Source organism: Kitasatospora sp. MAP12-44 (assembly GCF_029892095.1).
GTDB lineage: Bacteria > Actinomycetota > Actinomycetes > Streptomycetales > Streptomycetaceae > Kitasatospora.
The window spans coordinates 7,736,043-7,761,454 of sequence record NZ_JARZAE010000004.1; the positions used below are offsets into that span (position 1 = coordinate 7,736,043).

Genomic DNA, 25,412 nt, shown 5'->3' on the forward strand with positions numbered 1-25,412 from the left:
GCGAGCGCTCAGTGCTCTGGGCGCAGCAGCGCAGCGCCGAGCGGGCCCGTACGCTGACCTGATGACCGCTGCCTCTGCTGAGGCGCCCGTCCTGGACGAGGCCACCCTTGCCTTCTGGACCGAGCGCCACCTCTGCACCCTGACCACCCTGCGCCCCGACGGCACGCCGCACGTCGTCCCGGTCGGTGCCACCTATGACGCGGCGAGCGGGATCGCCCGGGTGATCACCTCGGCCGGCAGTCGCAAGGCGCGCAACGTCGAGGCGGCGGGTGCGGCCGGCGCTCCGGTGGCGCTCTGCCAGGTGGACGGCGGCCGCTGGTCGACCCTGGAGGGGCTGGCCGTGATCCGCCGCGCACCCGAGCAGGTCGCCGACGCCGAGGCCAGGTACGCCCGCCGCTACCGGACCCCGCGGCCGAACCCCGAGCGCGTGGTGATCGAGATCAGGGTGACCCGCAAGCTGGGCCGAGCCACCAGTCCGGCTGCCACCAGTCCGGCTCCCCGGACGGCTGGTTGACTGAGAGTCAACTCCAACTTATAGAGTCGGGCCCACTATCCAGTGGGCCCGGCAAAGGAGTTATGGCATGCGCTACCGCATCCTCGGCGGCACCGGTATAGAAGTGAGTGCCCACTGCCTGGGCACCATGATGTTCGGCGCGGTCGGCAACCCCGACCACGAGGACTGCGTCAGGATCATCCACACTGCCCTTGACCAGGGGATCAACTTCATCGACACGGCGGACATGTACTCCGCCGGCGAGTCCGAGGAGATCGTCGCCAAGGCGCTGCGGGGGCGGCGCGACGAGGTCGTGCTGGCGACCAAGGTGCACTTCCAGATGGGCGAGGGCCGCAACCGCAGCGGCAACTCGCGGCGCTGGATCACCAGGGCGGTGGAGGACAGCCTCAAGCGCCTGCAGACCGACTGGATCGACCTCTACCAGGTGCACCGCCCCGACCACACGACCGACATCGAGGAGACCCTCGGTGTGCTGGGCGACCTCGTCCGGGCGGGCAAGATCCGGGCCTTCGGCAGCTCCACCTTCCCGGTGGAGGACATCGTCGAGGCGCAGCACGTCGCCGAGCGGCGCGGCCTGCAGCGGTTCAGGACCGAGCAGTCGCCGTACTCGATCCTGGCCCGCGGGATCGAGAGCGCCGTACTGCCGGTCTGCCAGCGCTACGGGATGGGCATGCTGACCTGGAGCCCGCTGGCCTCGGGTTTCCTGACCGGCAAGTACCGCAAGGGCCGGCCCATCGACCTCACCACGGGCCGCCCGGCACTGGTGCCCTTCCGCTTCGACCCCGCGCTCCCGGTGAACGCGGCCAAGCTGGAGATCGCCGAGCAGCTCATCGCGCTCGCGGCGGAGATCGGCTGCTCCCTGCCCGAGCTCGCGGTGGCCTTCGTCGCGGCGCACCCCGGCGTGACCTCGGTGATCACCGGGCCGCGCACCATGGAGCAGTTGGAGGACCTGCTGAAGGGCGCCTCGCTCACCCTCGACGACGCCACCCTCGACCGGATCGACGAGATCGTGCCGCCCGGCATCGACTGCTACCAGGCGGACGGCGTCTGGCGCCCGGCGGTACTCACCGACAGCACCCGCCGTCGCCGCCCGCTGACCGAGCGCGCCGCCGGGTAGGGGCTGCTGTCTGTCAGGGCCAGTACGGGCGGGCGGCCGTCTCGCGCAGGGCGTGCAGGACGGCTGGCTCGACGCGCAGGATCCGGGCGCGCACCAGCACCGGGTGGTTGCGCACGGCCTCGCCCGCCCGTACGTAGGCCTCCCAGCGGCGGTCGAACTCGGCCTGCTCGCCCGCCGCCCAGGTGCAGCGCTCGACGGCCTGCTCCGGGTGCGGGAACGCCGCCTGGCGGCGATCGCGCACGGCGAGCGCGTGGTCGCCCAGCGCCCGGTCGGCGGTGAGCACGGCGCGCTGCAGCGCGATCAGGTCGTCTGGGAGCGCCAGGGCGAGAGTGGTGGACACAGAGGCACCGTACGACCCGCCACTGACACCCGCTGTTCAGTCGTGCAGGCCGGTACGATTGCATGATGTCCATCCCCAAGGCTGAGCTGCACCTGCATATCGAAGGCACGCTTGAGCCCGAGCTCGCATTCGAGCTCGCCGCCCGCAACGCCGTCGAGCTGCCCTTCGCCACCGTGGAGGAGTTGCGAGCCGCCTACCGCTTCGAGGATCTGCAGTCCTTCCTCACCCTGTACTACCGGCTGATGGACGTACTGCGCACCGAGCGGGACTTCACGGACCTGGCCGACGCCTACCTGGCGCGGGCGAGCGAACAGGGCGTGCGGCACGCCGAGATCTTCTTCGACCCGCAGGCGCACACCGCGCGCGGGGTGCCGATCGGCTCGGTCATCGAGGGCCTCAGCGCCTCGCTGGCCCGCGCCGAGGAGCGGTTCGGCATCACCACCCGGCTGATCCTCTGCTTCCTGCGCGACGAGCCGGCGATGTCCGCGCTGGCCACCCTCGAAGCGGCCGGGCCCTACCTGGACCGGATCACCGCCGTCGGCCTGGACTCCGCCGAAGTCGGCCACCCGCCCGCCAAGTTCACCGCCGTCTTCGAGCGCGCCCGCGAACTGGGCCTGCGCGCGGTGGCGCATGCCGGCGAGGAGGGGCCCGCCTCCTACGTCTGGGAGGCGCTGGACCTGCTGCGGGTCGAGCGGATCGACCATGGCATCCGCTCGCTGGAGGATCCGGCCCTGGTCGCCCGCCTGGTCGCCGAGCGCATCCCGCTCACGGTCTGCCCGTTCTCCAATGTCCGGCTGCGCTGCGTCGACACGCTGGCCGAGCACCCGCTGCGCCGGATGCTGGACGCGGGCCTGGTGGCCACCGTCAACTCCGACGACCCGGCGTACTTCGGCGGCCACGTGCACGACAACCTGGTCGGCGTCGCCCGGGCACTCGATCTGACGGACCGTCACTTGCGCACGCTGGCCCGCAACTCCTTCGAGGCCGCCTTCCTCGACGAGCCCACCCGCGCCCGCTACCTGGCCGAGGTCGACGCCTACTTCGCGTAGTTCCACGTCCGAAATCCGCCAGTCCGCCACGGCCGCAGGGGGCAGAGTGGACGGTGTACAGAAGCGTGAAGGAGAGGGACCACCGATGACCGTCCACACCACGATCGACAGTCCGCTGGGCGAGCTGCTCCTGGTCGGCGAGGAGCCGCCGACCGCCGGCGGTCCGCTCGCGCTGACCTCGCTCTCGATGACCGGCCAGAAGGGCGCCGTCCAGCTCCGGGACGGCTGGCGCCGCGACCCGGCGGCGTTCGAGGCGGTCGCCGACCAGCTGCGCGCGTACTTCGCCGGTGAGCTGAAGGACTTCGATGTGCGGCTCAGCACGCACGGCTCCGACTTCCAGGAACGGGTCTGGCACGCGATCGACACCATCGCGTACGGCACCACGACCAGCTACGGCCAGCTCGCCGAGCAGATCGGCGCCCCCCGTGCGGCGGTTCGCGCGGTCGGCTCCGCGATCGGTGCCAACCCGCTGCTGATCCTGCGCCCATGTCACAGGGTGATCGGCGCCAACGGCTCGCTGACCGGCTACGCGGGCGGCCTGGAGCGCAAGGAGTATCTGCTCTCCCTTGAGGGCGCCCGCCCGGCCACGCTGCTCGGCTGACTTCTCGCGTCCTCGGCGCCCTGGCAGAGTGGCAGTTGACGACCCGTCAGAGGGCATGCCGCAGGGCCCGGTTCGCGAGAGGCGAACCGGGCCCTGCACGGTGGATCGGCGTTGATCAGCGGGTCGCCATCACACGACCCGGATCAGCGGCAGTGGCCCGCAGGCCGCTGTCCAGCGCCGATCAGTAGGCGCTGTGGGTCTGCCAGAAGGCCCAGGCCTGGTTCGGGCTGCCGTAGGTGGCATCCATGTAGGAGAGCGCCCACTTGAGCTGGGTGGCGGGGTTGGTCTGCCAGTCGGAACCGGCCGAGGCCATCTTGTTGCCGGGCAGGGCCTGCGGCAGGCCGTAGGCGCCGGAGGACGGGTTGGTCGCGGTGACGTTCCAGCCGCTCTCGTGGGTGATGATCTGGTCGAACGAGGCCAGCTGGTCGGCCGGAACGATCGAGGCGGCCAGCGCCTGCAGCCCGGCGGGGGTGTTGGACACGGGCGCGGCGGCGACGGCCGGGGCAGCGGTCCGGGCCGGCGCCGGGGCGGCGGGGGCAGCCGGGGCCGAGGTGCCGGCGGCCGGGGCAGCGGCGGCGCCGTCACCCAGCGACAGGTGCTGACCGGGGAAGATCGCGTCCGGGCCGTGCGTCAGCACGGACTTGTTGATGCTGTACAGCTCCTGCCAGCCGCCCTGCACGCTGTGCGTGTCGGCGATCAGGGAGAGCGAGTCGCCGCTGACCACGGTGTAGCCGGCCGGCTGGGCCTGCGGCGCGCTGTGCGCGGCGGCCGGAGCAGCCGGGGCGACGGGCGCGGCGGCCGGGGCGGCGGCGATGGAGATCGCGGCCGGCTTGCCCGCGTAGTGCGGGTAGTAGTGGTGGTGCAGCGGCTGCGCGCTGGCGCCACCGGCGGCGGCGATGGTCAGGCCCGCACCGACGCCGGCCACCACGGTGGCGGCGATGGCGCGCTGGATGGTGATGCGGCTGGGCAGGCTGAAGGTGCGGTTCACAGACTTCATGAAGTGGGGTTCCTCTCCTACGCCTACGAGGTGAGCTGTCGGGTTCGGGCTGGAGTTGCCCGGCCGCGCTGAGCGCGGCTTCACCCCAAGCCCCGCCCGGACCAGATCCGGGTGGGGCGACTTACCTGTGGGTCCCCCGCTCCTGCCGTGGTGCGGTTCGATGCACGTGCCCACTCGGACCGGTGGCAGGATTCGGCGTTCCGGAGAGCGGGGTTCGTATGGAGACGAACGAGATGCACCGTACGCAGGTCATCGGCGCAATCACAAGCCGATGTGAGGTGTCTCATGTTTCGGCTGCAAGCCCCCCGCAGGCCCCGCAGCGCCCCGCAGCCGCCCCGAAGGCCTCAGTCGCCGAGCACCAGCCGCTCCAGTGCCGCCCGCGCCCTGGCGTCCGACTGCGCGCGGGCGGTCACGGCCGCCGCCAGCTCGCGGGTCCACTCGTCGAGCGGGACCGGCTTGCGTGAGAGCACCACGCCGCGGACCACCGTGCAGATCTCGCAGGCCGGTCGGCCCTGAGCCAGGCTCAGCACCAACCGCCGTTCGCTCATGTCGACTTCGAGCTTCTCGATCCGTCCGGGCCGCCCGGCCAGCCGGTCGCTCATGCTGCGCCGGCGCTCGACCGCGACCGCGTCCGCCGGCAGCGCCTCCGCCAGCGAGCCGGTCAGCACCTGCGCGTACACCTCCAGGTCGCCGGCGTCGCGCCTGAGGGCGGCCGCGATCAGGTCGATCGAGTCGGCGGGGTCCTCCGGGGCCGGCTCGATCTGGCCATGGTCGGTCATGTCGCTCCTAGCTGCGGTCGGTTGGCGACCGGTCGGTGGGTCGGTGGTACGGAAAGCTGTCCTACTGGTCCAGGCTGAGCACCATGGTCGGCCGCTCGATCTCGTGCTCCTCGCGCAGCGGGCGCACCGCCGTACCGATCGCGAAGAACTCGGTGGTGTGGCCGCCCCAGCGGTGGTTGTGGGCGTTCAGCTGGACGCCCACGATGCCCTCCGCGTCCAGCTCCTCGGCCTCGTGCTGCATCCGGGCCATCGCCAACTCCCGTGCGTCGTACAGCGCCTGGGTGTACTGCTCGATCTCGACGTTCTTGCCGATGTTGCTGAAGACCGAGCCCATCTTCTGGTGCGCGATGTGGTAGACGCAGGTCCCCATGGTCATGCCCAGCGGGGCGTAGCCGGCCCGGATCAGTGTCCAGAAGTCCTGCCCGGACAGGTCGGAGGTGAACGGCTGGCCCTTGTTGTTGCGCCAGCTGGTGCCACCGGGAGCCGGGTGGTCCGCCTTGACGGCGGTGCCGATCGCGATGAACTCGGCGATGTCCGAGCCGAACTCCCGTGCCTCGACGGTGAGTCGCACGCCCACGATGCCGTCGGCGCCCAGCTGGGCGGCCTCCGCCTCCATCCGGGTCATCGCCAACTCGCGTGCGTGGTACATGGCCTGGCTGAGCGTCTCGAGCTCCTGGTTCTTGCCCCAGCGGCCCAGCTGGATCCCGACGTGGTAGATCGAGCTGCCCAGCACCAGGCCGATCGGCTTGAACCCGGCCTCCCGGACCAGTAGGAACTCGTTCACCGACAGGTCGCTGGTGAAGATCGAGCCGGGCTTGCCCGGCTCCAGCTCGGCCAGTCGTCGCATCGCGTCGGCGGGGACGCCCTGGGCGTTCGGATCGAAGGTGGTCATGGTGTCGCTCTCCCCTATGACTGTGTGGTGCGGAAGGACTGGCGGCCGGTGCGGCTCGCCTGGGCGAGCCGGCGACGCAGCCGGTCACCGCTGTTGTTCAGCGGCACCACCGTCAGCGTCGTGGGGGCGGTGGGCTTGGCGGCGAAGCGGGCGATCGCGGTGCCGACCAGGGTCGACTCCGCGACATGGTCGCGCTGCTCGGAGTTGCCCGCCTGAATGCAGGGCTCCTCCCAGATCCGCAGGCTTCCGCTGTCCAGCACGATGCCGTCGCCGCCCTGCCGGGCGCCCTGCTTGCGCAGCTGCCTGCGGGCGTCGGAGCGGACGTGGTGGACCAGCGCCGACCAGCCCTCCACCTCCTGGTTGTTCCAGGAGAAGTTCTGCCGCCGGGTCGTGTAGTCGTCGTGCCGGACCCCGACGGACATCCCCACCAGCAGGTCCACCGGCACCCAGCCGGCCGTGATCAGCTTCGCGAAGCCCTGGCCGTCCAGGTGCGAGGTGAACGGGCGGCGGGGGCGGACCGTACCGGCCGCCCGCACCGCCGTCCCGATCACCTTGAACTCCAGGCAGCCCGGGGCCGCCGGGAAGGGAGCCATCGTCAGCTGCGCCGCCACCACGCCGTCGCCGCCGAGCGCCGCGCACTCGGCGGTCATCCGGCCCAGCGCGGTGCGCCGGGCCGAGTCCAGCACGTCGACCAGTGCGGCCGACGGCGCGCCGTCGCCCGACAGGGCGATCCCGGCGGGGCCGTAGCCGCCACCGAAGGCGCCGCCGAACCCGATCCCCAGGCCCGCGCCCGGGTAGAGGCACGCGTGGTAGCCCCAGTACCGGCCGCTGCGCCCGACGTGGTAGACCGCCGAGCCCATCACCTGGCCGACCGGTTCGAAGCCGACCGATCTGATCGCGGCGAACTCACCGGTCGTCAGCGCCGAGGACCACGTCCCGCTCGCCCGCACCTCGGCGACTCGCGCCGCAGCGGCGGGCGGCAGCCCGGCGCCGCTCCACGACTCCGTCATGCGTCCACCCATTCCTGTCCGGGGCCCCCGACGAGGTCCGACAAGGCACCCTAAGCCGAAGATCCAGCCTTGCCCAGCCGACCTGACGGTACGGGCCGAACCAGCACGGAACCGTAACGCGCCATCCGGTCCGGCACCCCGGCGGGTGGGTGGTCGGCGGGGTGGCCGCCGACCGGGGGACGGGTGCTCAGCCGGCCTGCCAGCCCTGCGGGTGGACGCCGCCGGGGATCGCCGCCTGCGGCCCGTAGGGCTCGCGGGTCAGCACGAAGCTGCCGACGTCCAGGTGGCTCACCGCGCCCGCCTGCGTCCGGACCACCCGCAGCGTCTCGCCCGCGTAGTAGCCGTCCAGGCCGGTCCAACTGCCGTCCGGCTCCGGGCGGAACCGCGATCCGCGGGTCGGGTTGCCGAGCGGGGTCAGCTCCAGGTCGCGGTCCGCCCGCAGCCGCAGCGCCTGCGGGGCCGCACCCCAGTACCAGGGGCCGGTCAGCGCCAGCAGCTCCGGATCGGCCGACGAGGACGGGCGCCACGGCGCGGGCATCCGCGGCTCCTGCTCGGCGACGATCCGGATCAGGTCGTCGGCCAGCACCGCGGTGGGGGCCGAGGTCGCGTTGGCCAGCAGGATCACCGTGACGTCGTCCGCCTCGCTCGTCCAGAGGCCGGCCACGAAGCCGGGCATCGAACCCCCGTGCCCGTACAGCACCCGCCCGCCGCGCCGGAGGACTTGCAGGCCAAGACCGTGCGCGCCGCCCTCGTCGGCCCGGTCGGCCACCGGCCGGCGCATCTCGGCGACGGTGTCCGCGCTGAGCACCTTGGCGTTTCCGTCGGCCAGGAAGGCCGCCCAGCGGCCCAGGTCGGCGGCGGTGGACCAGAGTTGGCCGGCCGGGGCCATCAGGCCGGTGTCGGTGAGCGGCTCGCGCAGCAGAACGTCCGCCCACGGGTGCACGGCGAAGCCCCCGGCGTGCGGCATCTCGGGCAGCAGGGCGGTCCTGGTCATCCCCAGCGGCGCCAGCACCTCGCGCCGCAGCACGTCGCCCCACGGCTCCTTGCGCAGCCGCTCCACCAGGGCGCCGAGCAGCGCGTAACCGGGGTTGGAGTAGTGGAAGCACTCGCCCGCCGGGTGCTTGGCCGGCTGCTCGCCGAGCACGTCGGCCAGCTCCGGGCGCAGCGTCCCCTCGGTCCGCTCCCACCAGGGACCGGGCGTCTCGGCGGCCAACCCCGAGGTGTGCGTCAGCAGTTGACGGATCGTCAACTCGGGTTTGACGACTCCCGGGAGGTGCCGGACGACCGGATCGGCCAGGTCCAGCAGTCCCTCGTCGCGCAGTCGCAGCACCAGGACGGCCGCGAAGGTCTTGGTGATCGATCCGATCCGGTACTGCACGTTCTCGTCGGGGGCGTGCCCCTCGATCATGCTGCGGGCGCCGGTCCACACCGTCTGCCCGCCCCGCACCACGGCGCCGACCACGGAGGGCAGCCGCCCCTCGACCTGGCCGACGGCCAAGCGGTGCAGCAGGGCGCGACGGGTGGTGGGCAGCAACTCCTCGGGCTGGACAGCCAACTGAGCTCTCATTTCGCTGGACGTTCCAAACGGGCCGGACCGACCCTACCCGTGCAGGTCAGTCGGGTCATCCGGATTCCCGCCCGCCCGTTCGGTGCCCGTTGCCGGGTGCCGGCACCGGCGGAGAAACGACCAGGGGCCGGTCCCGTGCTTTCGCACGGAACCGGCCCCTGGCGCAGCTGGGCAGAAAACGCCGAGCTTATGACTCAATCAGAGCGGGCGAATGTTCTCGGCCTGCGGGCCCTTCTGGCCCTGCGTGACGTCGAACTCGACCTTCTGGCCCTCGAGCAGCTCGCGGAAGCCGTTGGCCTGGATGTTCGAGTAGTGGGCGAACACGTCAGCGCCGCCACCGTCCTGCTCGATGAAGCCGAAGCCCTTTTCCGCGTTGAACCACTTCACGGTGCCAGTAGCCATAGAGATATCTCCTTAAGGGGGCTGTCCGGAACTCGCGATTCACGAGTTCCGCGTCGCCGCGATGAGGCCCGCCCGAAAAAATCCGGGAAACAAAAATGCGCCTGTTGATCATCACAATCAGCAGGCGCACACAAAAGTTCATGGGAACCACAACTGCAACTTCTTCGACTGTAGCAGGGTGCGGAGCGAAACGGGGGAATTGCCGGTGTCACGGTCCGGACGGGTCGCTCGGACGGAGCCAGCGTGGTGGTCGACGCGCGCGGTGCGGATCGGGTCGGCGGGTTGCCCGATCGGGGTCGCATGGATGGCGCAGGCAGGGGTGGACGAGTAGCTACACCATTTCGATGCCTGCCGGGATGGTCCGATCGACCCCTGTGGGGCGCATACTGGTGGAGATGACGAAATCAGCCGCGGTCCGGCGTCCACTGCCCACCAGCCCCTTCGCTGCTCCAGTCCCGCCACCCATCAAGGTTTTCGCCGTGGGTGACCGGGTTTCGCACGACCAGTACGGCCTCGGCCGTGCCATCGCCGTCGAGGGTGACGGTGACATCGCGGTGCTCGTTGACTTCGGTTCGCGGCAGGTGCGGATCACCAAGCCGTTCGCCAAGCTCTTCAAGCTCTGACCTGGCCATCGGCCAGCAGGTTTCTCACTCCTGAGACTGCCGTCAACTCCAGCCCAGCCGACACGAGTTCGGGCTGCGGTGGTCTCGGGTGATAGCGGTGTGGGCGGTCCTCGGCCGCCGCCCGGTGACTGTTTCGTGACGCTTGTTACGTCTCTGATGCGTTTTTCCAAGAACTGACCGCCCTGGCGGGTGCGTGATAGCGCTCGAAGATCACGTACGGCATGCGGATCCCTCTGGGACCGCTGCCGGGCACCCCCAGGAGGACTCATGACCCCGCGATCGGCCAGGCTGACCCGAGGCGTCGCCGTGGCGATCACCGGCGTGGCGCTCACTCTCGGCGCTGTCGCCTGCAACGACGACAACTCCTCGACCAGCAGCCCCGCCACGTCCGCAGCAGCGGGCGGTTCAGGCAGTTCGGCGACCGCCGGTGCGGCCTCGACGGCCGCCGGCGGCGCGAAGGGCGGCGCTGGTTCGACCGCTTCCGGCGCTGCCGCCAAGGCTTCCGACCGCTGCCACACTGCCGATCTGCGGGCCGACGTCCAACTCCAGCCCTCCGGTGCGGGGACGGCGATGGTCATGCTGGTGAACAAGGGCGCGCGGACCTGCACGGTCGACGGCTATCTCGGCTACGGCGGACTGCTGGCCGACAACAGCCGGCTCGCCGTGTCGACCGCCCGCACCCCGTACCCCGGCCCGCCGGTCCGGGTCACCCTCAAGCCCGGCACTACGGCCTTCTCCGGTCTGAAGTGGTCGCTCTGTGACAAGTCGGACACGAGCTGCAAGGTACTGGCCGGCGTCGTGGTGACCCCGCCGGACGAGACCACCCAGCTCACCGCCCAGGTGCTCGGTCTGGACGGCAAGCCGGTGCCGCAGCTGCTGGTCTCCTCCGCCGGTTTCACGGTGGGCTCGCTGCAGCCCTCCAACGAGGGCGTCCTGCTCCCCTGACGGGCCTGATCGGACGGGCCCTGATCACTGGCGCCGCGTCGCGGTTCTCCGGCTACGCTCGGCCCCGGACGGTCGGCGCTCGGTCGCAAACAGCGTCGTAAGCAGCGTCGTGGAGAGCGTCGTGGACAGCGGAGGCGAGGCTTGTGGAGATCAGAATCCTGGGACCGCTGGAGGTCTGGCACCAGGAGCGGCGCGTGCGGCTCGCCGGCCCGCACGAGGAGCGGCTGCTCGCCTCGCTGGCGCTGAACGCCAACCGGGTGGTGCCGCTGCCCCGGCTGGTCGAGGCGCTGTGGGACGGCCGGCCGCCCGAGACGGCCACCCACCAGGTGCGCCGCGCGGCGGCCTCGCTGAGCCGCAAGCTGATCGCCGGGCCCGCGCCGGCCGCCCGGCCGGTGCCCCGGATCCTCACCGCCGGGCCCGGCTACCGGCTGGTGGCCGACGAACAGCTGGTCGACGCGCTGGCCTTCACCGCCAGGGTCGAACAGGGCTGCCGAGCGGCCGAGCGCGACGACCTGGAGAAAGCGGCGGGGCTGCTGCGGTCGGCGCTCGCCCTGTGGCGCGGTCCGCTGCTGCCGGACGTCGGCAACGAGGTCCTGCTCGCGGGGACGGAGCTGGAGGCCGAGCGGCTGCGCGCGCTGGAGCGCTGGCTGGGCCTGGTGCAGCAGTTGGGGCGGCAGGCCGAGGCGCTCGCCGAACTGCGGGCCCAGGTCGTCCGGGATCCGCTGCACGACCTCTTTGTCGACAACCTGGCCCGCGCCCTGCACCACAGCGGGCGCCGCGGTGACGCGCTGGAGGTCTACCGGCAGTTCACCGAGCGGCTGGCGGCCGAGCTCGGTCTCGACCCCAGCGGCCGGATGCGCGAGTTGCACCAGGTCCTGCTGAGTGGCGAGACCCGCGCCGACCCGGTGCCGGCCGCCGCTGCCCAGCAGCACGTCCCCGCTCAACTGCCGCCCGACGTGGCCAACTTCGCAGGGCGCGGCGACCTGCTGCGCCGACTCCTCGACCGCGTGGTGCGCGGCGCGGCGAACCGCACGCTCACCGTCTCGCTGATCACCGGGCGCGGCGGCGTCGGCAAGACCACGCTGGCGGTCCACCTCGGGCAGCTGCTCAGCGAACTCTTCCCGGACGGCCAGCTGTACACCGACCTGAACGGCGCGGGTGAGCAACCCGCCGACCCGGCTGCGGTACTGGCCGGATTCCTGCGTGGACTCGGGCTGCCCGACGCCTCGATCCCGCAGGACACCGCCGAGCGCGCCGCCCTCTTCCGCTCGACGGTGGCGCGACGCCGACTGCTCGTCGTCCTCGACAACGCGCGGGACGCCGCGCAGGTGGAGCCACTGCTGCCAGGCGGCCCGGGCTGCGCCGTGCTGGTGACCGCCCGCGGCGCGCTCCATCTGCCGCAGGGCGAGTGCGTGCCGGTGGAGGAACTCGATCCTGCTGAGGCGATCGAGCTGCTGGCAGGCGTGGTCGGTGCCCACCGGGTCGCCGCGGAACCGCTGGCGGCCGCCCAACTCGTGCACGCCTGCGGGCTGCTGCCGCTGGCCGTTCGAGCGGCCGGAGCGCGCCTGGCGGTCCGGCCCGGCTGGACGATCGAGCATGTGGCGGCCCGACTGCTGGACGAGGAGCGGCGGTTGGCCGAACTGGCGGCGGCCGATCCGGCGGTGGCGGCCGTCTTCGAGCTCAGCTACCGGCAGTTGGACGCCCAGCGGGCCCGGGCCTTTCGGCTGCTCGCGCTGCACGACATGCCGGACATCTCACTCGCCGCGGCCGCCGCGCTGCTGGATATGGACGAAGCCACCGCCGGGGGCCTGCTGGAGGGCCTGGTCGACCTGAGCCTGCTGGACACCCGGGCGCCGGGCCGCTACCGCTACCACGACCTGTGGCGGCTGTTCGCCCGCGGCTGCGCCGGCCGGGAGGACCAGCCGCGCGAGCGGGTCGCGGCGCTCTGCCGGCTGGTCGACTTCACCCTGGCGTCGCTGAAGAACGCGCATCGGCTGACCGACCCGGAGTCCGGACTGCTGCTGACCCTCGCCCTGACCCAGGCGCAGGGCCTGAGTTGGCCGGACGCCGAGGCCGCGCGGGTCTGGGTGGCGGTCGAGCGGGTGGGGGTGCTGAGCGTGCTGCGGACACTGGCCGCGCTGCCCGGTGTGCCGCTGCGCCCGGTCGTGGACCTGTACTTCCTCGCCGTGCGGTACAGCCCCGACGCCGACGTCCAGCATCCGGCGCTGCCGGAGACGGTCGGACGGGCCCTGGCGGCGGCCGTCGAACGGGATGGCGACGACTGGTCGCGCGCGCGGGTGCGCTGCGCGCTCGGCCATGTCCTGCTGGACCGCTTCCAGTTCGAGGAGGCGGAGCAGAGCCTGCGCAGCGCGGCCGAGTCGAGCCTGGCGCACGGCGACCACTACACCGCCGTCATCTCGCGCACCGTGCTGGGCATGCGGCTGAGCTGGGCGGGCGACCACGCGGGGGCCGCCGACTGCTACCAGGTCGGGCTGCGGATCAACCAGGACCTCCTGCGGGATCCGGTGCTGGAGGCGGCGCTGCTGGTCGGCGTCGCCCGCGGGTGCCTGCAGCAGGGGCACTCGGCGCAGGCACTGGAGTCCGCGACCCGCGCGCGGGACCTCGCCGTGCGTCTTGGCACCCCGCGCTGGGAGATGTGGGCGACCTATGCCAGGGGCATCGCCCTCAACCAACTGGGCCGCTACCGCGAGGCGTTGGCCGACCACCTGGTCGCCCGGGAGCTGGCCAGGGTCCGGGGCGATGTGCGCTGGGAGGGCGCCGCGCTCGCCCGGCTCGCCGAGGACCAGCTCGGCGGCGGCGACGCCGGTGCCGCCGCCGCGTACGCCGAGGAGGCGCAGCTGCGCTGCCGGGAGACCGGGAACAGCCTCAGCCTGGCGATCGCGACCCGGGTGCTGGGGGAGGCGCTGGCGCTGCTCGGCGACTCGGGGCGGGCCGAGCTCTGCCGAGGTGAGGCCAGGGAGCTCTTCGCCGAGCTGGGAATGGCGACCGGCGGCTGAGCACGCACTCCGAGGCTCAGGGGTGGGGGATCCGGCCGCACGGGGCCTTGCACGCCCCCGTGGTGTTCCAGCTGTCCTGGCGCGTCGGCGGCGTCTTGGCGGTGCTGGCGTGCCGCACCGGGGTCGCGCTCGCGCCGGCCACGCCGAGCGTTCCGACCAGCGCGGCGGTCATCGCGAGGGCCGCGCCGGCCGCTCGCAGGCGGGGAAGCTGGCCGGCGTTGCGGTGCGTCATGGGTGCTCCTCGGGTCCTGGTATCGACAGCGCTACGGCGCCGACGCCACTGTCGCAGCGGCCGATCAACGATGAATCAACGCCCGGTTTATCGGCCGACGGCGACTGACCCGCGGGGCCGGCCGCCGTCGGCCGGCGCTCAGAGCGACCGGTCTCAGGCGCCGGTGGTGTTCCAGCCGACCGTGCTCTTGGTGTGGTCGGGTCCGCTGCCCAACGCGATCGCGGTGGGCGTGCCGACGGCGGCGGCCGCGCCGACGCCTCCTATCAGCGCCGCTGCCACCCCGACGGCCACAACGACGGCGCGTGTCCGGGTGATCCGCTGCTCAGTGCGCTTCTTCATGGGTGCTGCTCCTTGATCCGTGCAGTTGTGCGATGCCCGCACAGCGGCAGCTTACGATCACTGCGGAGCTGCGGAAAGGAGTTGGCGGGGGAGCAGTGGCACCGGCATCCTGGGGATATGCCGATCACGATCAGGGAAGCCGACGCGAACGACTGGCCCGCCATCTGGCCCTTCTTCCACACGGTCATCGCCGCCGGTGAAACCTTCACCTACCCGGTCGACCTGACCGAGCGGCAGGGCCGCGACCTGTGGCTGCTGCCCGCCCCGAACCGCACGGTCGTCGCCCTCGACGAGTCCGGCACGGTCCTGGGCACGGCGAAGATGAACGCCAACCAGCCGGGCAACGGCTCCCACATCGCCAGCGCCAGCTACCTGGTCGACCCCGCCCACTCCCACCGGGGCGTCGGCCGGGCGCTGTGCGAGTACAGCATCGCGTGGGCGAGGGCGGCCGGCTTCCGGGCCATGCAGTTCAACGCCGTCGTGGAGACCAATGTGCACGCGGTAAAGCTCTACCAGTCCCTGGGTTTCGAGATCCTGGGCACCCTCCCCGAGGGTTTCCACCACCCGACCGAGGGTTACGTCGGCCTGCACATCATGTATCGCGCCCTGTGAGCGGCGACTCGCCGCCATGCGGGTGAGGATGTCGGGTCCGCCGTTCGGCGCGCGGTAGTTGTATCCGCGTACACCGTCGAGCTGGAGGTTGTCATGCGAGGTCGTCTTGCTGTGGTCGGAGCCGTTGGTGCTCTGGCCCTTTCAGTTGCCGGGCCGGCGGTAGGTGCGCCCAGTGCCGGGGACGCGGTTGCCGTCGCTGCTACGGGCACGGTCGCCCAGGACGGGACGGTCACGCTCTCGGGTACCTACCACTGCTCGACGCCGCGGACGTATGTCACCACCTCGCTCACCTCGGGGGGCGACAGCAGCAACATCGGTAACAGCGTGCTGGCCACCTGCGACGGCGCTGTGCACAGCTGGACCACGTCCGGGAAGCCGTACATGCCGGTGGCGGCCGGGACGGCGCAGGTGCGGGCGTCGCTGGTGCAGTTGACGTGGAACGGCTCGCTCGTGCCGGAGGTCGACTACCTGACGTTCCCCTCGCAGGACGTCATGCTCTCCCCGGTGCCGGCGAGCTCCTGAGGCCCTGCCGCCGGGCGGTGCGGGCCATCGCACCGCCCGGCTCGTCTTACGCCAGGAGCAGGGCGCGGTCCCAACGCGTCACCGGGGCGGCGTCGGTGGCGAAGGTGTGCAGCGCCAGAGCGGCGCCCGCGGCGCCGGTGAGGAAGCCCGCCGGGTCGCTCAGCAGACCGCCGAAGGGGGCGGGCGGCAGCAGGCCGAACGGTTCGTCCGGTGCTGCCAGTTCGAGCACGCGCTCGGCCAACCAGGGCAGTTCCGCCCGCAGTTGCGGGTCCGCGCAGTCGTCCGCCATCCGCCAGGTGGCCTGCAGCAGCCCGCTCCAGCCGTGGCACAGTCCGGCGTCCGCGAGGCCCATGGGCTCGGACCCGGCCTGGGCACGCCCCTCGTACGCGCGCCGCTCGCGCGCCAGGGCTCCTCGCCAGGCGCGCAGCGCGGTGTCCCGCCAGAGCGGGACGTCCAGCGCCTGCCCGGCCAGCTCCAGCGCCCGGGCGATACCGATGCTGCCGTAGCACCAGGACTCCCGCCCCGCCACGCCCAGGCTGGGTGCGAGGGTCCCGTCCTCGGCCAGATAGAGCGTGCGCGGCCACCAGGGCCCGTGTTCGCCCTCCTGGCCGATCTCCAGCAGCCACTCGGCGAAGACGTGGATGGCCTGCTGCTGCCCGGGGACGGTGACGCCGTGCTGCCAGGCCAGCGCGAGCAGCGCCAGCGGGCCGGGAACGCCGTGCGCCAGACCGGCGTTGGCGTGGCCGGTCTCGGGCGTCGCCGGTGCGTAGTCGTAGGTGCTCTGCGCGGTCCACCAGCCCGGCAGCTCGCGACCGCCGAGGTTCAGCGGCCGGGTCACGCCGACCAGGGCGCCGAGCACCTCGGTCAGTGCCTCGCGGCTGCCCGCCACGCCGTACTGCAGGCCGTCGAGCAACTGGGCGCCCAGGCCGGCCAGTCCGGAGATGACGTCATACGTCCCCACCGTCGTGCACTCGCCGCGCCGCGGGTCCCGCCGCGCCTCCCAGGCGGCCAGTGCCTGGGCGAACACCTGGACCTGGGCGCCGAGATGGGCGGCGGCCCGACCCGGCCCGCCGGTGCTGCCGGTGGCGGCCGCGGTCCGGCAGACGGTGAAGGAGAGCGCCGGGATCCCCCGGTAGAGGCCCGGGGCGTGCGCCGCCGGGTCGGTCGGCACCTCCTTGGCCGCCGCCACGCTCGCGCTCAGCCACCGCTGCGCGGTGCGCAGCGCGTCCTCGCCCCCGCGCTCCAGGTGCAGCAGTGCGACGCCTGGCATGCCCTCGCTCAAGGTCACCCGGTGCCAAGGGGTTTGCGGGGTCGGCAGAGCCTGCGGGTCGGCCAGCCGCTCGGCGATGTCAGTGGCCAGTGCGGCCGCTCGGTCTCGAAGGCTCAGCACTGCGCGCGCTCCCGGTCGGCGTGGGCTCGGACGGCCAGGGACAGCAGTGCCAGCGACTCCCGCTCGGCCTTGCGGTCGGTTCCCACCAGCCGGTTGTGGTGCAGATGGAGGAGCGAGTGGGCGATGTCGCGCTCGCCGTTCCAGGCGGTGGCCCCGAGCAGGCGCAGTTCGTCGCCGTAGGCCGAGACGGCCGCCGCGCGTCGCTCCCAGATCGTCAACAGGGCTTCTCCGCCCGGTTGTTCGGCGAGTCGGTGCCAGCCGCCGAGCGGGTCGATCAGCTGTCGCGCCTCGCGCCGCAGGGCGACGGGGGCGGCCCGGTGCGACTCCCGGCTCTCCTCCGCCAGTAGCAGACCCGCCCCACCGGGGTCGCCGTAGAGGCGGTGCAGCAGGTCGGCGTAGTTCGCCGCGACCAGCAGGCGCCGGTCCATCGGCAGGCCGCCGTCGCGGATCAGCGCCAGCTGCTCCAGGCAGGCCTGGCTGTCGGCCTGGAACGCGGCTTCGGCCTGCGCCATCACCGCCGGGCCGCCGTAGCGCTCCAACTCCGGCTCGTAGCTGTCCAGTACCAGGCGGCCGCAGTGCCCCTGCGCGCCGAGCCGCTGCGCCCAGGCGGCCAGCCGGGGCAGCAGCTCGCCACCGAGGACCGCCGCCGGGCCGTGGAAACGCAACCGCAGGTGCGGGTCCGGGTCCGCGTAGCGCAGAAAGAACCAGCGGGTGACGTCCTGTGGCAACTCGCCGAGCAGGAAGGGCAGTTGCCTGCTGAGCAGCTCGTTGTGCCGGTCTGTGGAGCAGTACAGCTTGGCGTGCAGCCAGGAGGAGCCGGGGGCGTGGACGGTGCGCGCGCGGGCCGGGGCGACCGGTCGCAGGGCAGCGGTGCCCGGCGCCTTGCGGACCAGGGCGAAGGCGACTTCGGTGGGCTGCCCGCCGGACCAGCCGTAGCCCAACTCCCCGCCGGACGGCAGCTCCTGGAGGACGGCGTCGGGACGGTTGCGCCACTCGTGGCGCAGCAGGTCGAGGTGCTCGGGATCGCGCAGATCCAGCGTGATGCGATGGTCGCTGTGCACCGAGGCGACCTGCTCGGGCACCCCCATCCGATCCCGCCATGCGGTGAACCGCCGCTGCCAGTCGGCCGGTTGGGTCGCTGGGTCGCGCAGCGCCGGGTCCGTCGGACGCCAGCGGGCGGCGGCCAGCACCGACCGGCCGTGCCGCACCCGGGGCAGGAAGGGCAGCTCGGACGCCGCGCCCCAGTCCCAACCCGGCCACTGCGGTTCGCCGCTGCGGTGGATCTCGTCCAGGAAGCGCGCCAGGTTGGGGGCGGTTCGCTGGGTGAGGAGCATGCTCGGCATGGTCGGGACGACCTCGCCGCCCAGCGCGGTCGAGATCAGCGCGAGCCGCTGCGGATCGGCCACCACAGCGAGGTCGGCCAGGCCCAGCGCGTGCTCGCCGGCCCGGTCGGTGAAGGCGGACACGGTGATGGTGTGATCGAGCCAGCGGGGGACCTTGGCCACGTTGGCGACCTTGCCCCGCACTGCCTGGAAGCTCAACTGTGCTCGCACGGCCTGCGGGTTGCGGGTCGGGACGCTGCGCAGCACGGCGCCGAAGCGCTCGGCGGCCGCGCCCAGCAGGTGCCCGAACCGGCCGGCGGTGGCGCCGGCCACCCCCGAGCTGCCCGCGAGCACCAACCGGAACTCGCCGCCCGCCATGGCCTCGACGGAGTCGGCCAGCACCTCGGCCAGCAGATCGAAGGAGGGCGGCGGCCCGGCCTCCTCCGCAGGCGTCTGGCCGGCGGCACCCAGGGCCGCCACCAGCTCGGCGTCCAGCACCAGTTCGCGCTCCCCGGCGACGGCGGCCTGCTGGGCCAGGGCCAGCAGCAGCCGGTCCCGGTCGTCCATGGCCTCGCTCGCGGCGCGGCGCGCCGACAGTGGCGTCCGGTAGCCCGCCGGGGCGCCCAGGCCCTGCTCGGGATTGAGCAGCTCCAGTAGCGGTACGGCCCGGCCCTCGCCGTACCGCTCCAGGAACTCCGCGTGGTAGTCCCGCAGATGACGCGGTCCCGGGCGGTGCTCGGTGAGTGTCGCGAGCACCTCGGCGGTCCGTTCCACCTCCTCGCGGACCGATTCGGGCAGCCGGGCCGCCACGTCAAGCCCCAGGTCCAGCTGGATCAGCTGCTCGGCCGGGTAGAGGGCGCGCATCCGGGTGGTGACCGCGCTGAGCGCTGCCCTGCCGCGGCCCGGAGCGGTGGCCTGGTAGTCGGCCAACTCGCCTTGGATCGCGATGAGTTCGGTGACGAGGTGGCCGCTCTCCGGGGGCAGCTCGGCGGCGTACCCGGCGAGCAGGGCCAGCACATGGGCGAGCGGATCGCGGTCGTCCATCGGGGGCCGCAGTTCGGTCAGCAGCACGTCGCGGCGGACCAGTTCGGCCAGCATCCGCTCGATCGCGGCGGTCTCGGCGCCGGGGTAGGCCGCGCCCAGCTGCTTGAGCAGATCGACCCAGCCGAGCGGGGTGGCGGCGAGGCGCAGGGCGAGACGCACGGCCTCGGTGTGGCGCAGCGAGACCTCCTGGAGGCCCGACTGCGTCTGCTCGCCCTGCGCCGGGACGAACGGCAGGACGAGTCGGTCGCCGCGCACGGTGCACAGGTCGTTGGCGGTGACCCGCAGCACGGCCAGGACGGCCGGGTCCAGCTCCAGGCGACCGACCACCCCGGAGAGCCAACCCATGTCCACCCGTACGGCTTTGGCGTGCTCGGTGCCCCAGCGGAGCTCGGGGTCGGCGGCGAATCCGGCGGCCGCCACGCCGGCCATCAGCCCGAAGGGCGTGGCCCGCCCGCTCATCCGCAGCCGGTAGCGGGCCACCGCGCGGGCGGCGCGGCGCAGGTCCTTGGCCGGCAGCGACCGTTCGGCGGCGACGCTGTCCAGCGTGTGCGACAGGGAGGGGCTGGCCAGGGCTATCGCCTCGGCGAACAGCGGGTCGGCCGCCGCCTCCCGCACCCGTGCGAGGTCGTCGAGCCCGGGCGTCATGCCCGAGGAGTCGACGGGCCGCACGGCAGCCCGCAGCAGCAGCGGATCGGCGCAGCCGTAGCGCCGGGGGCCGGGCTGTCCCTGTCGTACCATCACGTCTTCCTTCAAGGCCTGGAGAAAACGACAACGCGGGTGGGGCGTGATCGCCCCACCCGCGCTCAGGGCAGCTCTCAGCAGATGCAGCCGGTGTCGGGGTTGCAGACGCGGCCGGTGAAGGAGTGGAAGGTCACTCCGTTGACGGCGTCCGCAGCGCCGGTCTCCTCGAAGGTGGGGGCGGACAGCTCTTCGACATCGAGGTTGAACATGTCATCCATGGGAGCTCCTTGTGGGGGCGAGATGGTTCTTGTCGGCTCGGGTGAGGCCGACGAGTGCCAAGGTAGGGAGAGAGTGATCAACGCGGAATCAACGGGCAGGTCAACGGGGTGTTTACACGGTCTGGCGGGGGCATTTCGCAGCTGACAGCCGGTCTCTCGGTGGGGGCGGGGAGTGACTGTGGAGGGACGCATGGTTGACAGGCTGTCAGGTGGTCAGCCACGCTGGGTGGCGGCTGAGATGAATGGGGCGGGGAACTCGTTCATCTCAGCCGCACCATGCGTTTCCTTTTGTGCCGTATGGCCCGTTCGCCCAGCTCCCGTGCAGAAGCCGGGACGGCCCGCCCTCGCCCACCACTGTCTGCTCGGTCGTCAGCCCGGAAAGCGCTCGGGAAGCGCTCGGGAACTCCCGTTCGTTGGGCGTGGTGGTTCGTTGGGCGTGCTGGTTGGTCGGCGTGGAGAAGGAGACAGTGATGGAGAGCCCGGCAGAGGGTGCTGCCCTGGAGCAGTCAGGGCCCCAAGAGCCCGAAGAGCCCGAAGAGCTCGCGGAGGCGGCTCAGCCGGCACCCGCCGAGAGGCCGCGGCGGCCGCTCTGGAAGGAGCTGCCGATCCTGGTGGTGATCGCCCTGGTGCTGGCGCTGCTGATCAAGACCTTCCTGGTGCAGGCCTTCTCGATCCCCTCGGACTCGATGCAGAACACCCTGCAGCAGGGCGACCGGGTCCTCGTGGACAAGCTGACCCCCTGGTTCGGCAGCACCCCCGCGCGCGGCGACGTGGTGGTCTTCCACGACCCGGGCGGCTGGCTGAACTCCTCGGACATGCCCCCGCAGAGCAGCAACGGGGTGGTCCGCGACCTGCAGTCGGCGCTGAGCACGGTCGGGCTGATGCCGTCCGCCAATGAGAAGGACCTGATCAAGCGGGTCATCGCGGTCGGCGGCGACACCGTGCAGTGCACCGCGGGTGAGCCGGTCAAGGTGAACGGCGTAGCGCTCAACGAGCCCTACATCTACCCGGGCGCGACGCCCTGCGACAACGACCCGGTCGGCACGGTGACCGTGCCGAAGGGCAAGCTCTGGGTGATGGGCGACCACCGCGACGACTCCTGGGACTCCCGCCACCAGCGGATCGTGGGCAACGAGGGCGGCTTCGTGCCGGTGGGCAACGTGATCGGCCGGGCGTTCGTGGTGGCCTGGCCACTGGACCGCTGGTCGACGCTGCCGGAGCCGGCCACCTTCAGCCAGCACGGGCTGGCCGCGGGCCCGGCGCTCGCGGCCGCGCCGAGCGCCCTGGGCGCGGTGGCCGGGGCGCTCCCGCTGACGCTCTGGTACCGCAGGCGTCGCCGCTGAGCCCTGCCAGCGGCTAGGGGGCGGGCTCCTGGCCGACCACCAGCGCGAGCAGGTCTGCGAGCACCTCGCGCTGGTGGTGGTCCAGGGCGCCCAACGGGTCGGCGGCGAACGGCATCGCCGCGCGCAGCCCGGCGATCGCCGCGTGCCCGGCGTCGGTGGCCGCGACCAGCTTGACCCGCCGGTCGCCGGGGGCCGGCCGGCGCTCGACCAGGCCGCGCTCCTCCAGGCGGTCGACCACCGCGGTGACATTGGACGGCTCGGCGTGCAGCTTGTCGGCGACGGCGCGCATCGGCACCGGCTGCGCCGCCGCCAGCAGGGCCTTGGCCTGGAGCGGGGTCAGCTCGTGGTGGGCGGCGGCGGCCTCGGACTCGGCGTTGTAGCGGCGGGTGATCGCCACGAACAGGCCGAGCACACGGGCCGAGACGTCGTCCGGGCCGGCCGGTCTGTCGGGAGTCGTGGGCATGAGGACACTCTACCGAGATGCTTGACACTGGCAAAGATTCCAGCGCATAGTTATCGAGCCAAGTAGTTATGAACAATAACTACCGGGTTCGATAATCATCTCGCGAAAGGCCACCACCATGTCCAAGGTCGTCCTGATCACCGGCACGTCGTCCGGCATCGGCCTCGCCGCCGCGGTGGCCGCCGCCCGGGCCGGCTTCACCACCGTCGCCACCCTGCGCAACCCGCAGCGCGCCGACGCGCTGCGCAAGGCCGCCGAGGAGGCCGGGGTCGAGCTGGACATCCGCCCGCTGGACGTCACCGACGCCGCCTCGGTCGCCGACTGCGTCGCCGGGGTTGTCGCCGACCACGGCCGGCTCGACGCCGTGGTGAACAACGCCGGTGCCGGGCACCTCGGGACGCTGGAGGGCGAGAGCCTGGACGACGTCCGCGCGGTGATGGAGGTCAACTTCTTCGGCGTGGTCCAGGTCTCCAAGGCCGCCCTGCCACACCTGCGGGCCACCGGGGGCCGCCTGATCACCGTCAGCAGCGTCGGCGGCGTGATCGGGCAGCCCTTCAACGAGGCCTACTGCGCGGCCAAGTTCGCCGTCGAGGGCTTCATGGAGAGTCTCGCCCCGGTGGCGGCCTCGGTCGGCGTGACGGTCAGTGTGGTCGAACCGGGCGCGGTGGCCAGCGAGTTCGTCAGCAACGTCGGCGTCGACCTCCCGGCGGCTCTCGTCGCGGCCGGTCCGTACGCGCCCGCGATGGAGGCCTACCTGGCCCGGACCCAGGCGCAGTTCGCGTCCTTCGCCCAGCCGCCGGCCGGGGCCGCGGAGACCATCCTGGAGGTCCTGACGGCCGACCGGCCGGCCTTCCGGCTGCAGACCTCGGACGCCGCGCGCGGCTTCGTCGGCGCCAAGCTCGCCGACCTGGACGGTTCGGCCGTCCAGGCCCTCACCAGCGGCTGGATCGCTTGAGTTGAGCTGAGACCGATCGGTCGCGCTCAGAACTCCGAGTTGGCGAACCAGAGGTCGAGCAGCTGCTGGTCCCCGTCGGCCGTCAGCGAGCCCGCGGTGCGCTCCAGCCGGCCGTACGCGAGCAGCAGCAGGTCCGCCGCCGTGCCCTGGACGGTGGCGTCGGCCACCGCCACCTCGGCCGGGTCCGCGACCAGGCCGAAGCCGTCCGGACGCAGCCGGACCAGCCAGTCGCCGTCCCCGTCGGTGCAGCGGAACCGGATGGTCTGGTCCGTGCCGCGCAGCTGCGCCACCTTCGGCGCGAACAGCCCCGCGTTCGGCAGGTTGACCAGGAACTCGTCCACGCCATCGACCGCGAGCGCGCGGTCGATCGCCGGGGTCAAGCCCAGCGCGGTCTCCGCGTCGACGCGGTGCACCAGGGTCTCGAACAGCATCCGGCGCACCCAGAAGCGCGCGTGCTGGTCCACGCCCCAGGCCCACATCGGCGCCGCCAGGTCGGTGGCCGCGAAGGTCTCGGCGGCCAGCGCGGCGCTCGCAGCCAGCCAGTCGGGGTAGCCGGCGTCCTCGGCGGGCAGCTGCAGGTCCACCTCGCGGCTGGTCGGCGGCTGCTGCGGCAGCTTGCTCAGCAGGGTGGAGAACCAGCGGTGCACGCTGCCGGTGTGGCGGACCAGGTCGGTCAGCGTCCAGCCGGGGCAGCTGGGGACGGTCGTCGTGAGGTCGGCGTCCTTGAGCAGGGCCACGAAGTGCTCGGCCTGCGCCGCGACGGCCGCGCGGTGGTCGATCGGGTCGGCGGTGGGCTCTGCCTGCGGCGATGCGTTCACGGTGGGGTGCCTCCTGAGGGTGTCCGGCCTGGCGTCGGTGCCGGGTCGCGGCACCGGTTGGCAGCCTGCCACACGGCCGCGGCCGGGCGTCAGCCACCTACGCCGCCACCCACGCCGCCACCTACGTCGACGGCCCGTCCGTCCGCCTCCCGCGCCGCCTGGCCCCGCGCCGCCTGGTCCCGCCCGGCGCGCGGGACGGCCGGCAGCACGGTCAGCGCCCCGAGGAGTGCGATCGCCGCCGTCACCGCCCACAGCAGCGGCGCCGAGCGGGCGTAGAGGAAGCCGCCGAGCACCGGCCCGACCGCTTGGCCGAGGGTGTGCGCCAGCCCGTCGGCGGCCTGGTAGCGGCCGCGCAGGTGGGGCGGCGAGAAGGCGGCCGGGTAGGCGGAGCAGATGGGGGAGTAGACGATCTCCCCGAAGGTCCACAGCAGCACGGTCAGGATCAGCAGGGCCCGGCTGTCCGCCAGCCCGGTGCCGGCCATCCCGGCGCCCATCAGCAGCATGCCGACCGCGATCACCCGGCGGGGTCCGCGGCGCTCGGTCCAGCGGGTCAGCGGCAGCTCGACCAGCACGCAGACGGCTGCGTTCAGGCCCAGCAGCAGCCCGTAGAAGCCGTTGCCGAAGCCGTGCCGGGCCACGTGCAGCGGCAGCGTCACGGTGGACTGCCCGTAGACGACCGTCCCCGCGACCATGGTCGCCAGCAGCAGGCAGTAGCGGCCGTCCCGGAAGACGTCGCGGTAGCCGCCGGTGGCGCGGGGCACCGTCGACGGCGCCGGCTTGGCCGGCCGGGTGCCGGCGGGCAGCAGCAGCGCCAGCGCCCCGAAGGCGAAGGAGGTGAGCGCGTCCCCGACGAAGAGCAGCGGGTAGGAGCGCGCGCTGAGCAGGCCGCCCACCAGCGGGCCGACCGCCATGCCGAGGTTGATCGCCAGCCGCAGGACGGCGAACGCGGTGACGCGCTGCTGCTCGGGCACCACGTCCACCAGCAGGGCGCCCGCGGCCGGCCGGTAGAGCTGGGCGAACACCCCGACCACGGCGACCAGCGCGGTGGTCGCCCAGATCCCGTGCACCAGCGGCACGGCCAGGGTGGCCAGACCGCTGCCGGCCATCGACACCACGATGGCCGCCCGCCGCCCGTAGCCGTCCGCGACCGCCCCGCCGACGGCGTTGCCGACGAAGCCGCCCAGGCCCGCGACGCCGACCGCCATGCCCGCCTGGAACGCGGAGTAGCGCTGGCCCGTCAGGTAGAGCACCAGGAAGACGCTGAGGAAGTTGCCGAACTTATTGGCGAACATGCCGGCGAAGATGATCCAGGCCGGGCCGGGTAAGCGGGCCAGCCTGGTCCGAAGGGCCAGCGGGGAGTCCATACGGCGCCTCCGGGGGACGGGGTGGCGGGCGGCGCGACTGTTTCGACTGTACGGCCGATCGGCCCGACTCGGGTTCGACTCGGCTTCGAAGAAAGTGATCTGACGGATCGTCTGCTCCGGTCGATGGTGAGCGGAACGGGCTGGTCCGCCTCGGCGGCGGCTGCCATGCTGGCCTCCCGGACCGGCCCCAGAAGGA

Annotated in this window: 26 protein-coding genes and 1 riboswitch; of the genes, 11 read left to right on the forward strand and 15 right to left on the reverse strand. The window is 72.7% G+C overall.

What is annotated here, in order from left to right:
* The first annotated feature begins 61 nt into the window (after window positions 1–61).
* Window positions 62–514, forward strand: a complete 453-nt coding sequence (locus P3T34_RS35255; RefSeq protein WP_280670211.1) for a TIGR03618 family F420-dependent PPOX class oxidoreductase — start codon at window positions 62–64, stop codon at window positions 512–514.
* A gap of 67 nt (window positions 515–581) precedes the next feature.
* On the forward strand, window positions 582–1,631 hold the full coding sequence (locus P3T34_RS35260; RefSeq protein WP_280670213.1) for an aldo/keto reductase: 1,050 nt from the start codon (window positions 582–584) through the stop codon (window positions 1,629–1,631).
* Between the two features lie 13 nt (window positions 1,632–1,644).
* Here P3T34_RS35260 and P3T34_RS35265 read toward each other — a convergent pair whose 3' ends face one another.
* Window positions 1,645–1,971, reverse strand: a complete 327-nt coding sequence (locus P3T34_RS35265) for a hypothetical protein (protein WP_280670215.1) — start codon at window positions 1,969–1,971, stop codon at window positions 1,645–1,647.
* A 65-nt stretch (window positions 1,972–2,036) separates the two neighbouring features.
* Between P3T34_RS35265 and P3T34_RS35270 the strand changes: the two genes are divergently transcribed.
* Both P3T34_RS35270 and P3T34_RS35275 read left to right on the forward strand, forming a co-directional pair.
* Window positions 2,037–3,020 carry an adenosine deaminase gene (locus P3T34_RS35270; RefSeq protein ID WP_280670217.1) on the forward strand — a complete coding sequence of 328 codons (984 nt, stop codon included), beginning with the start codon at window positions 2,037–2,039 and terminating at the stop codon, window positions 3,018–3,020.
* 85 nt (window positions 3,021–3,105) lie between these two features.
* Window positions 3,106–3,621 carry a methylated-DNA--[protein]-cysteine S-methyltransferase gene (locus P3T34_RS35275; RefSeq protein ID WP_280670218.1) on the forward strand — a complete coding sequence of 172 codons (516 nt, stop codon included), beginning with the start codon at window positions 3,106–3,108 and terminating at the stop codon, window positions 3,619–3,621.
* Window positions 3,622–3,802: 181 nt separating this feature from the next.
* Here P3T34_RS35275 and P3T34_RS35280 read toward each other — a convergent pair whose 3' ends face one another.
* From P3T34_RS35280 to P3T34_RS35305, 6 genes are all read right to left on the reverse strand, one after another.
* Entirely contained in the window at window positions 3,803–4,618 is an 816-nt protein-coding gene (locus P3T34_RS35280; RefSeq protein WP_280670220.1) for a LysM peptidoglycan-binding domain-containing protein, read from the reverse strand.
* Window positions 4,619–4,625: 7 nt separating this feature from the next.
* Window positions 4,626–4,825, reverse strand: a riboswitch (cyclic di-AMP (ydaO/yuaA leader).
* 137 nt (window positions 4,826–4,962) lie between these two features.
* Window positions 4,963–5,397, reverse strand: coding sequence for a hypothetical protein (locus P3T34_RS35285; RefSeq protein ID WP_280670222.1), 435 nt, complete (start codon window positions 5,395–5,397; stop codon window positions 4,963–4,965).
* A gap of 61 nt (window positions 5,398–5,458) precedes the next feature.
* Window positions 5,459–6,289, reverse strand: a complete 831-nt coding sequence (locus P3T34_RS35290) for a heavy metal-binding domain-containing protein (RefSeq protein ID WP_280670224.1) — start codon at window positions 6,287–6,289, stop codon at window positions 5,459–5,461.
* Between the two features lie 14 nt (window positions 6,290–6,303).
* Window positions 6,304–7,299, reverse strand: a complete 996-nt coding sequence (locus tag P3T34_RS35295; protein WP_280670226.1) for a heavy metal-binding domain-containing protein — start codon at window positions 7,297–7,299, stop codon at window positions 6,304–6,306.
* A gap of 187 nt (window positions 7,300–7,486) precedes the next feature.
* Window positions 7,487–8,866 carry a serine hydrolase domain-containing protein gene (locus P3T34_RS35300; protein WP_280670228.1) on the reverse strand — a complete coding sequence of 460 codons (1,380 nt, stop codon included), beginning with the start codon at window positions 8,864–8,866 and terminating at the stop codon, window positions 7,487–7,489.
* Window positions 8,867–9,064: 198 nt separating this feature from the next.
* Complete coding sequence (locus P3T34_RS35305; protein ID WP_035802959.1) at window positions 9,065–9,268, reverse strand: cold-shock protein; 204 nt, start codon at window positions 9,266–9,268, stop codon at window positions 9,065–9,067.
* Window positions 9,269–9,663: 395 nt separating this feature from the next.
* Here P3T34_RS35305 and P3T34_RS35310 point away from each other — a divergent pair, with 395 nt between their 5' ends.
* The 3 genes from P3T34_RS35310 (at window position 9,664) to P3T34_RS35320 (ending at window position 13,853) form a co-directional block, all read left to right on the forward strand.
* Window positions 9,664–9,891: a hypothetical protein gene (locus P3T34_RS35310; protein ID WP_280670229.1), complete on the forward strand. Its 228-nt coding sequence runs from the start codon at window positions 9,664–9,666 to the stop codon at window positions 9,889–9,891.
* A 267-nt stretch (window positions 9,892–10,158) separates the two neighbouring features.
* Entirely contained in the window at window positions 10,159–10,836 is a 678-nt protein-coding gene (locus P3T34_RS35315; RefSeq protein ID WP_280670230.1) for a DUF4232 domain-containing protein, read from the forward strand.
* Between the two features lie 143 nt (window positions 10,837–10,979).
* Window positions 10,980–13,853, forward strand: coding sequence for a BTAD domain-containing putative transcriptional regulator (locus P3T34_RS35320; protein WP_280670231.1), 2,874 nt, complete (start codon window positions 10,980–10,982; stop codon window positions 13,851–13,853).
* A gap of 16 nt (window positions 13,854–13,869) precedes the next feature.
* Here the strand turns inward: P3T34_RS35320 and P3T34_RS35325 are convergent, their stop codons facing one another.
* Together P3T34_RS35325 and P3T34_RS35330 are read right to left on the reverse strand one after the other, a co-directional pair.
* A complete protein-coding gene (locus tag P3T34_RS35325; protein ID WP_280670232.1) occupies window positions 13,870–14,085 on the reverse strand; it encodes a hypothetical protein in 216 nt (71 codons plus the stop codon).
* A 153-nt stretch (window positions 14,086–14,238) separates the two neighbouring features.
* Window positions 14,239–14,424, reverse strand: coding sequence for a hypothetical protein (locus tag P3T34_RS35330; RefSeq protein WP_280670234.1), 186 nt, complete (start codon window positions 14,422–14,424; stop codon window positions 14,239–14,241).
* Window positions 14,425–14,547: 123 nt separating this feature from the next.
* Between P3T34_RS35330 and P3T34_RS35335 the strand changes: the two genes are divergently transcribed.
* Together P3T34_RS35335 and P3T34_RS35340 are read left to right on the forward strand one after the other, a co-directional pair.
* Window positions 14,548–15,036, forward strand: a complete 489-nt coding sequence (locus tag P3T34_RS35335) for a GNAT family N-acetyltransferase (RefSeq protein WP_280672584.1) — start codon at window positions 14,548–14,550, stop codon at window positions 15,034–15,036.
* A 93-nt stretch (window positions 15,037–15,129) separates the two neighbouring features.
* Complete coding sequence (locus tag P3T34_RS35340; protein WP_280670236.1) at window positions 15,130–15,558, forward strand: DUF6299 family protein; 429 nt, start codon at window positions 15,130–15,132, stop codon at window positions 15,556–15,558.
* Between the two features lie 46 nt (window positions 15,559–15,604).
* Here P3T34_RS35340 and P3T34_RS35345 read toward each other — a convergent pair whose 3' ends face one another.
* From P3T34_RS35345 to P3T34_RS35355, 3 genes are all read right to left on the reverse strand, one after another.
* A complete protein-coding gene (locus tag P3T34_RS35345; RefSeq protein ID WP_280670238.1) occupies window positions 15,605–16,948 on the reverse strand; it encodes a lanthionine synthetase C family protein in 1,344 nt (447 codons plus the stop codon).
* Window positions 16,942–20,052, reverse strand: coding sequence for a lantibiotic dehydratase (locus tag P3T34_RS35350; protein WP_280670240.1), 3,111 nt, complete (start codon window positions 20,050–20,052; stop codon window positions 16,942–16,944). The genes P3T34_RS35345 and P3T34_RS35350 overlap by 7 nt, the downstream gene beginning before the upstream one ends.
* A 77-nt stretch (window positions 20,053–20,129) precedes the next feature.
* Window positions 20,130–20,273 (reverse strand): hypothetical protein, encoded by a 144-nt coding sequence (locus P3T34_RS35355; RefSeq protein WP_280670242.1) that lies wholly within the window; start codon window positions 20,271–20,273, stop codon window positions 20,130–20,132.
* A 470-nt stretch (window positions 20,274–20,743) separates the two neighbouring features.
* Between P3T34_RS35355 and lepB the strand changes: the two genes are divergently transcribed.
* Entirely contained in the window at window positions 20,744–21,616 is an 873-nt protein-coding gene (gene lepB, locus P3T34_RS35360; protein ID WP_280670244.1) for a signal peptidase I, read from the forward strand.
* A 13-nt stretch (window positions 21,617–21,629) separates the two neighbouring features.
* Here the strand turns inward: lepB and P3T34_RS35365 are convergent, their stop codons facing one another.
* Entirely contained in the window at window positions 21,630–22,079 is a 450-nt protein-coding gene (locus P3T34_RS35365) for a MarR family transcriptional regulator (RefSeq protein ID WP_280670246.1), read from the reverse strand.
* A gap of 118 nt (window positions 22,080–22,197) precedes the next feature.
* Between P3T34_RS35365 and P3T34_RS35370 the strand changes: the two genes are divergently transcribed.
* Entirely contained in the window at window positions 22,198–23,034 is an 837-nt protein-coding gene (locus tag P3T34_RS35370; protein WP_280670248.1) for an SDR family NAD(P)-dependent oxidoreductase, read from the forward strand.
* Between the two features lie 26 nt (window positions 23,035–23,060).
* Here P3T34_RS35370 and P3T34_RS35375 read toward each other — a convergent pair whose 3' ends face one another.
* Together P3T34_RS35375 and P3T34_RS35380 are read right to left on the reverse strand one after the other, a co-directional pair.
* A complete protein-coding gene (locus P3T34_RS35375; protein WP_280670250.1) occupies window positions 23,061–23,852 on the reverse strand; it encodes a maleylpyruvate isomerase family mycothiol-dependent enzyme in 792 nt (263 codons plus the stop codon).
* A gap of 89 nt (window positions 23,853–23,941) precedes the next feature.
* On the reverse strand, window positions 23,942–25,216 hold the full coding sequence (locus P3T34_RS35380) for an MFS transporter (RefSeq protein WP_280670252.1): 1,275 nt from the start codon (window positions 25,214–25,216) through the stop codon (window positions 23,942–23,944).
* Window positions 25,217–25,412 lie beyond the last annotated feature (196 nt).

Bases quoted from the DNA above. Each gene is read 5' to 3' on its own strand.
- P3T34_RS35255 (WP_280670211.1), top strand. From the start codon at position 62: ATGACCGCTGCCTCTGCTGAGGCGCCCGTCCTGGACGAGGCCACCCTT.
- P3T34_RS35260 (WP_280670213.1), top strand. From the start codon at position 582: ATGCGCTACCGCATCCTCGGCGGCACCGGTATAGAAGTGAGTGCCCAC.
- P3T34_RS35270 (WP_280670217.1), top strand. From the start codon at position 2,037: ATGTCCATCCCCAAGGCTGAGCTGCACCTGCATATCGAAGGCACGCTT.
- P3T34_RS35275 (WP_280670218.1), top strand. From the start codon at position 3,106: ATGACCGTCCACACCACGATCGACAGTCCGCTGGGCGAGCTGCTCCTG.
- P3T34_RS35280 (WP_280670220.1), bottom strand. From the start codon at position 4,618: ATGAAGTCTGTGAACCGCACCTTCAGCCTGCCCAGCCGCATCACCATC.
- P3T34_RS35285 (WP_280670222.1), bottom strand. From the start codon at position 5,397: ATGACCGACCATGGCCAGATCGAGCCGGCCCCGGAGGACCCCGCCGAC.
- P3T34_RS35290 (WP_280670224.1), bottom strand. From the start codon at position 6,289: ATGACCACCTTCGATCCGAACGCCCAGGGCGTCCCCGCCGACGCGATG.
- P3T34_RS35295 (WP_280670226.1), bottom strand. From the start codon at position 7,299: ATGACGGAGTCGTGGAGCGGCGCCGGGCTGCCGCCCGCCGCTGCGGCG.
- P3T34_RS35300 (WP_280670228.1), bottom strand. From the start codon at position 8,866: ATGAGAGCTCAGTTGGCTGTCCAGCCCGAGGAGTTGCTGCCCACCACC.
- P3T34_RS35305 (WP_035802959.1), bottom strand. From the start codon at position 9,268: ATGGCTACTGGCACCGTGAAGTGGTTCAACGCGGAAAAGGGCTTCGGC.
- P3T34_RS35310 (WP_280670229.1), top strand. From the start codon at position 9,664: ATGACGAAATCAGCCGCGGTCCGGCGTCCACTGCCCACCAGCCCCTTC.
- P3T34_RS35315 (WP_280670230.1), top strand. From the start codon at position 10,159: ATGACCCCGCGATCGGCCAGGCTGACCCGAGGCGTCGCCGTGGCGATC.
- P3T34_RS35325 (WP_280670232.1), bottom strand. From the start codon at position 14,085: ATGACGCACCGCAACGCCGGCCAGCTTCCCCGCCTGCGAGCGGCCGGC.
- P3T34_RS35330 (WP_280670234.1), bottom strand. From the start codon at position 14,424: ATGAAGAAGCGCACTGAGCAGCGGATCACCCGGACACGCGCCGTCGTT.
- P3T34_RS35340 (WP_280670236.1), top strand. From the start codon at position 15,130: ATGCGAGGTCGTCTTGCTGTGGTCGGAGCCGTTGGTGCTCTGGCCCTT.
- P3T34_RS35350 (WP_280670240.1), bottom strand. From the start codon at position 20,052: ATGGTACGACAGGGACAGCCCGGCCCCCGGCGCTACGGCTGCGCCGAT.
- P3T34_RS35355 (WP_280670242.1), bottom strand. From the start codon at position 20,273: ATGGATGACATGTTCAACCTCGATGTCGAAGAGCTGTCCGCCCCCACC.
- lepB (WP_280670244.1), top strand. From the start codon at position 20,744: ATGGAGAGCCCGGCAGAGGGTGCTGCCCTGGAGCAGTCAGGGCCCCAA.
- P3T34_RS35365 (WP_280670246.1), bottom strand. From the start codon at position 22,079: ATGCCCACGACTCCCGACAGACCGGCCGGCCCGGACGACGTCTCGGCC.
- P3T34_RS35370 (WP_280670248.1), top strand. From the start codon at position 22,198: ATGTCCAAGGTCGTCCTGATCACCGGCACGTCGTCCGGCATCGGCCTC.
- P3T34_RS35380 (WP_280670252.1), bottom strand. From the start codon at position 25,216: ATGGACTCCCCGCTGGCCCTTCGGACCAGGCTGGCCCGCTTACCCGGC.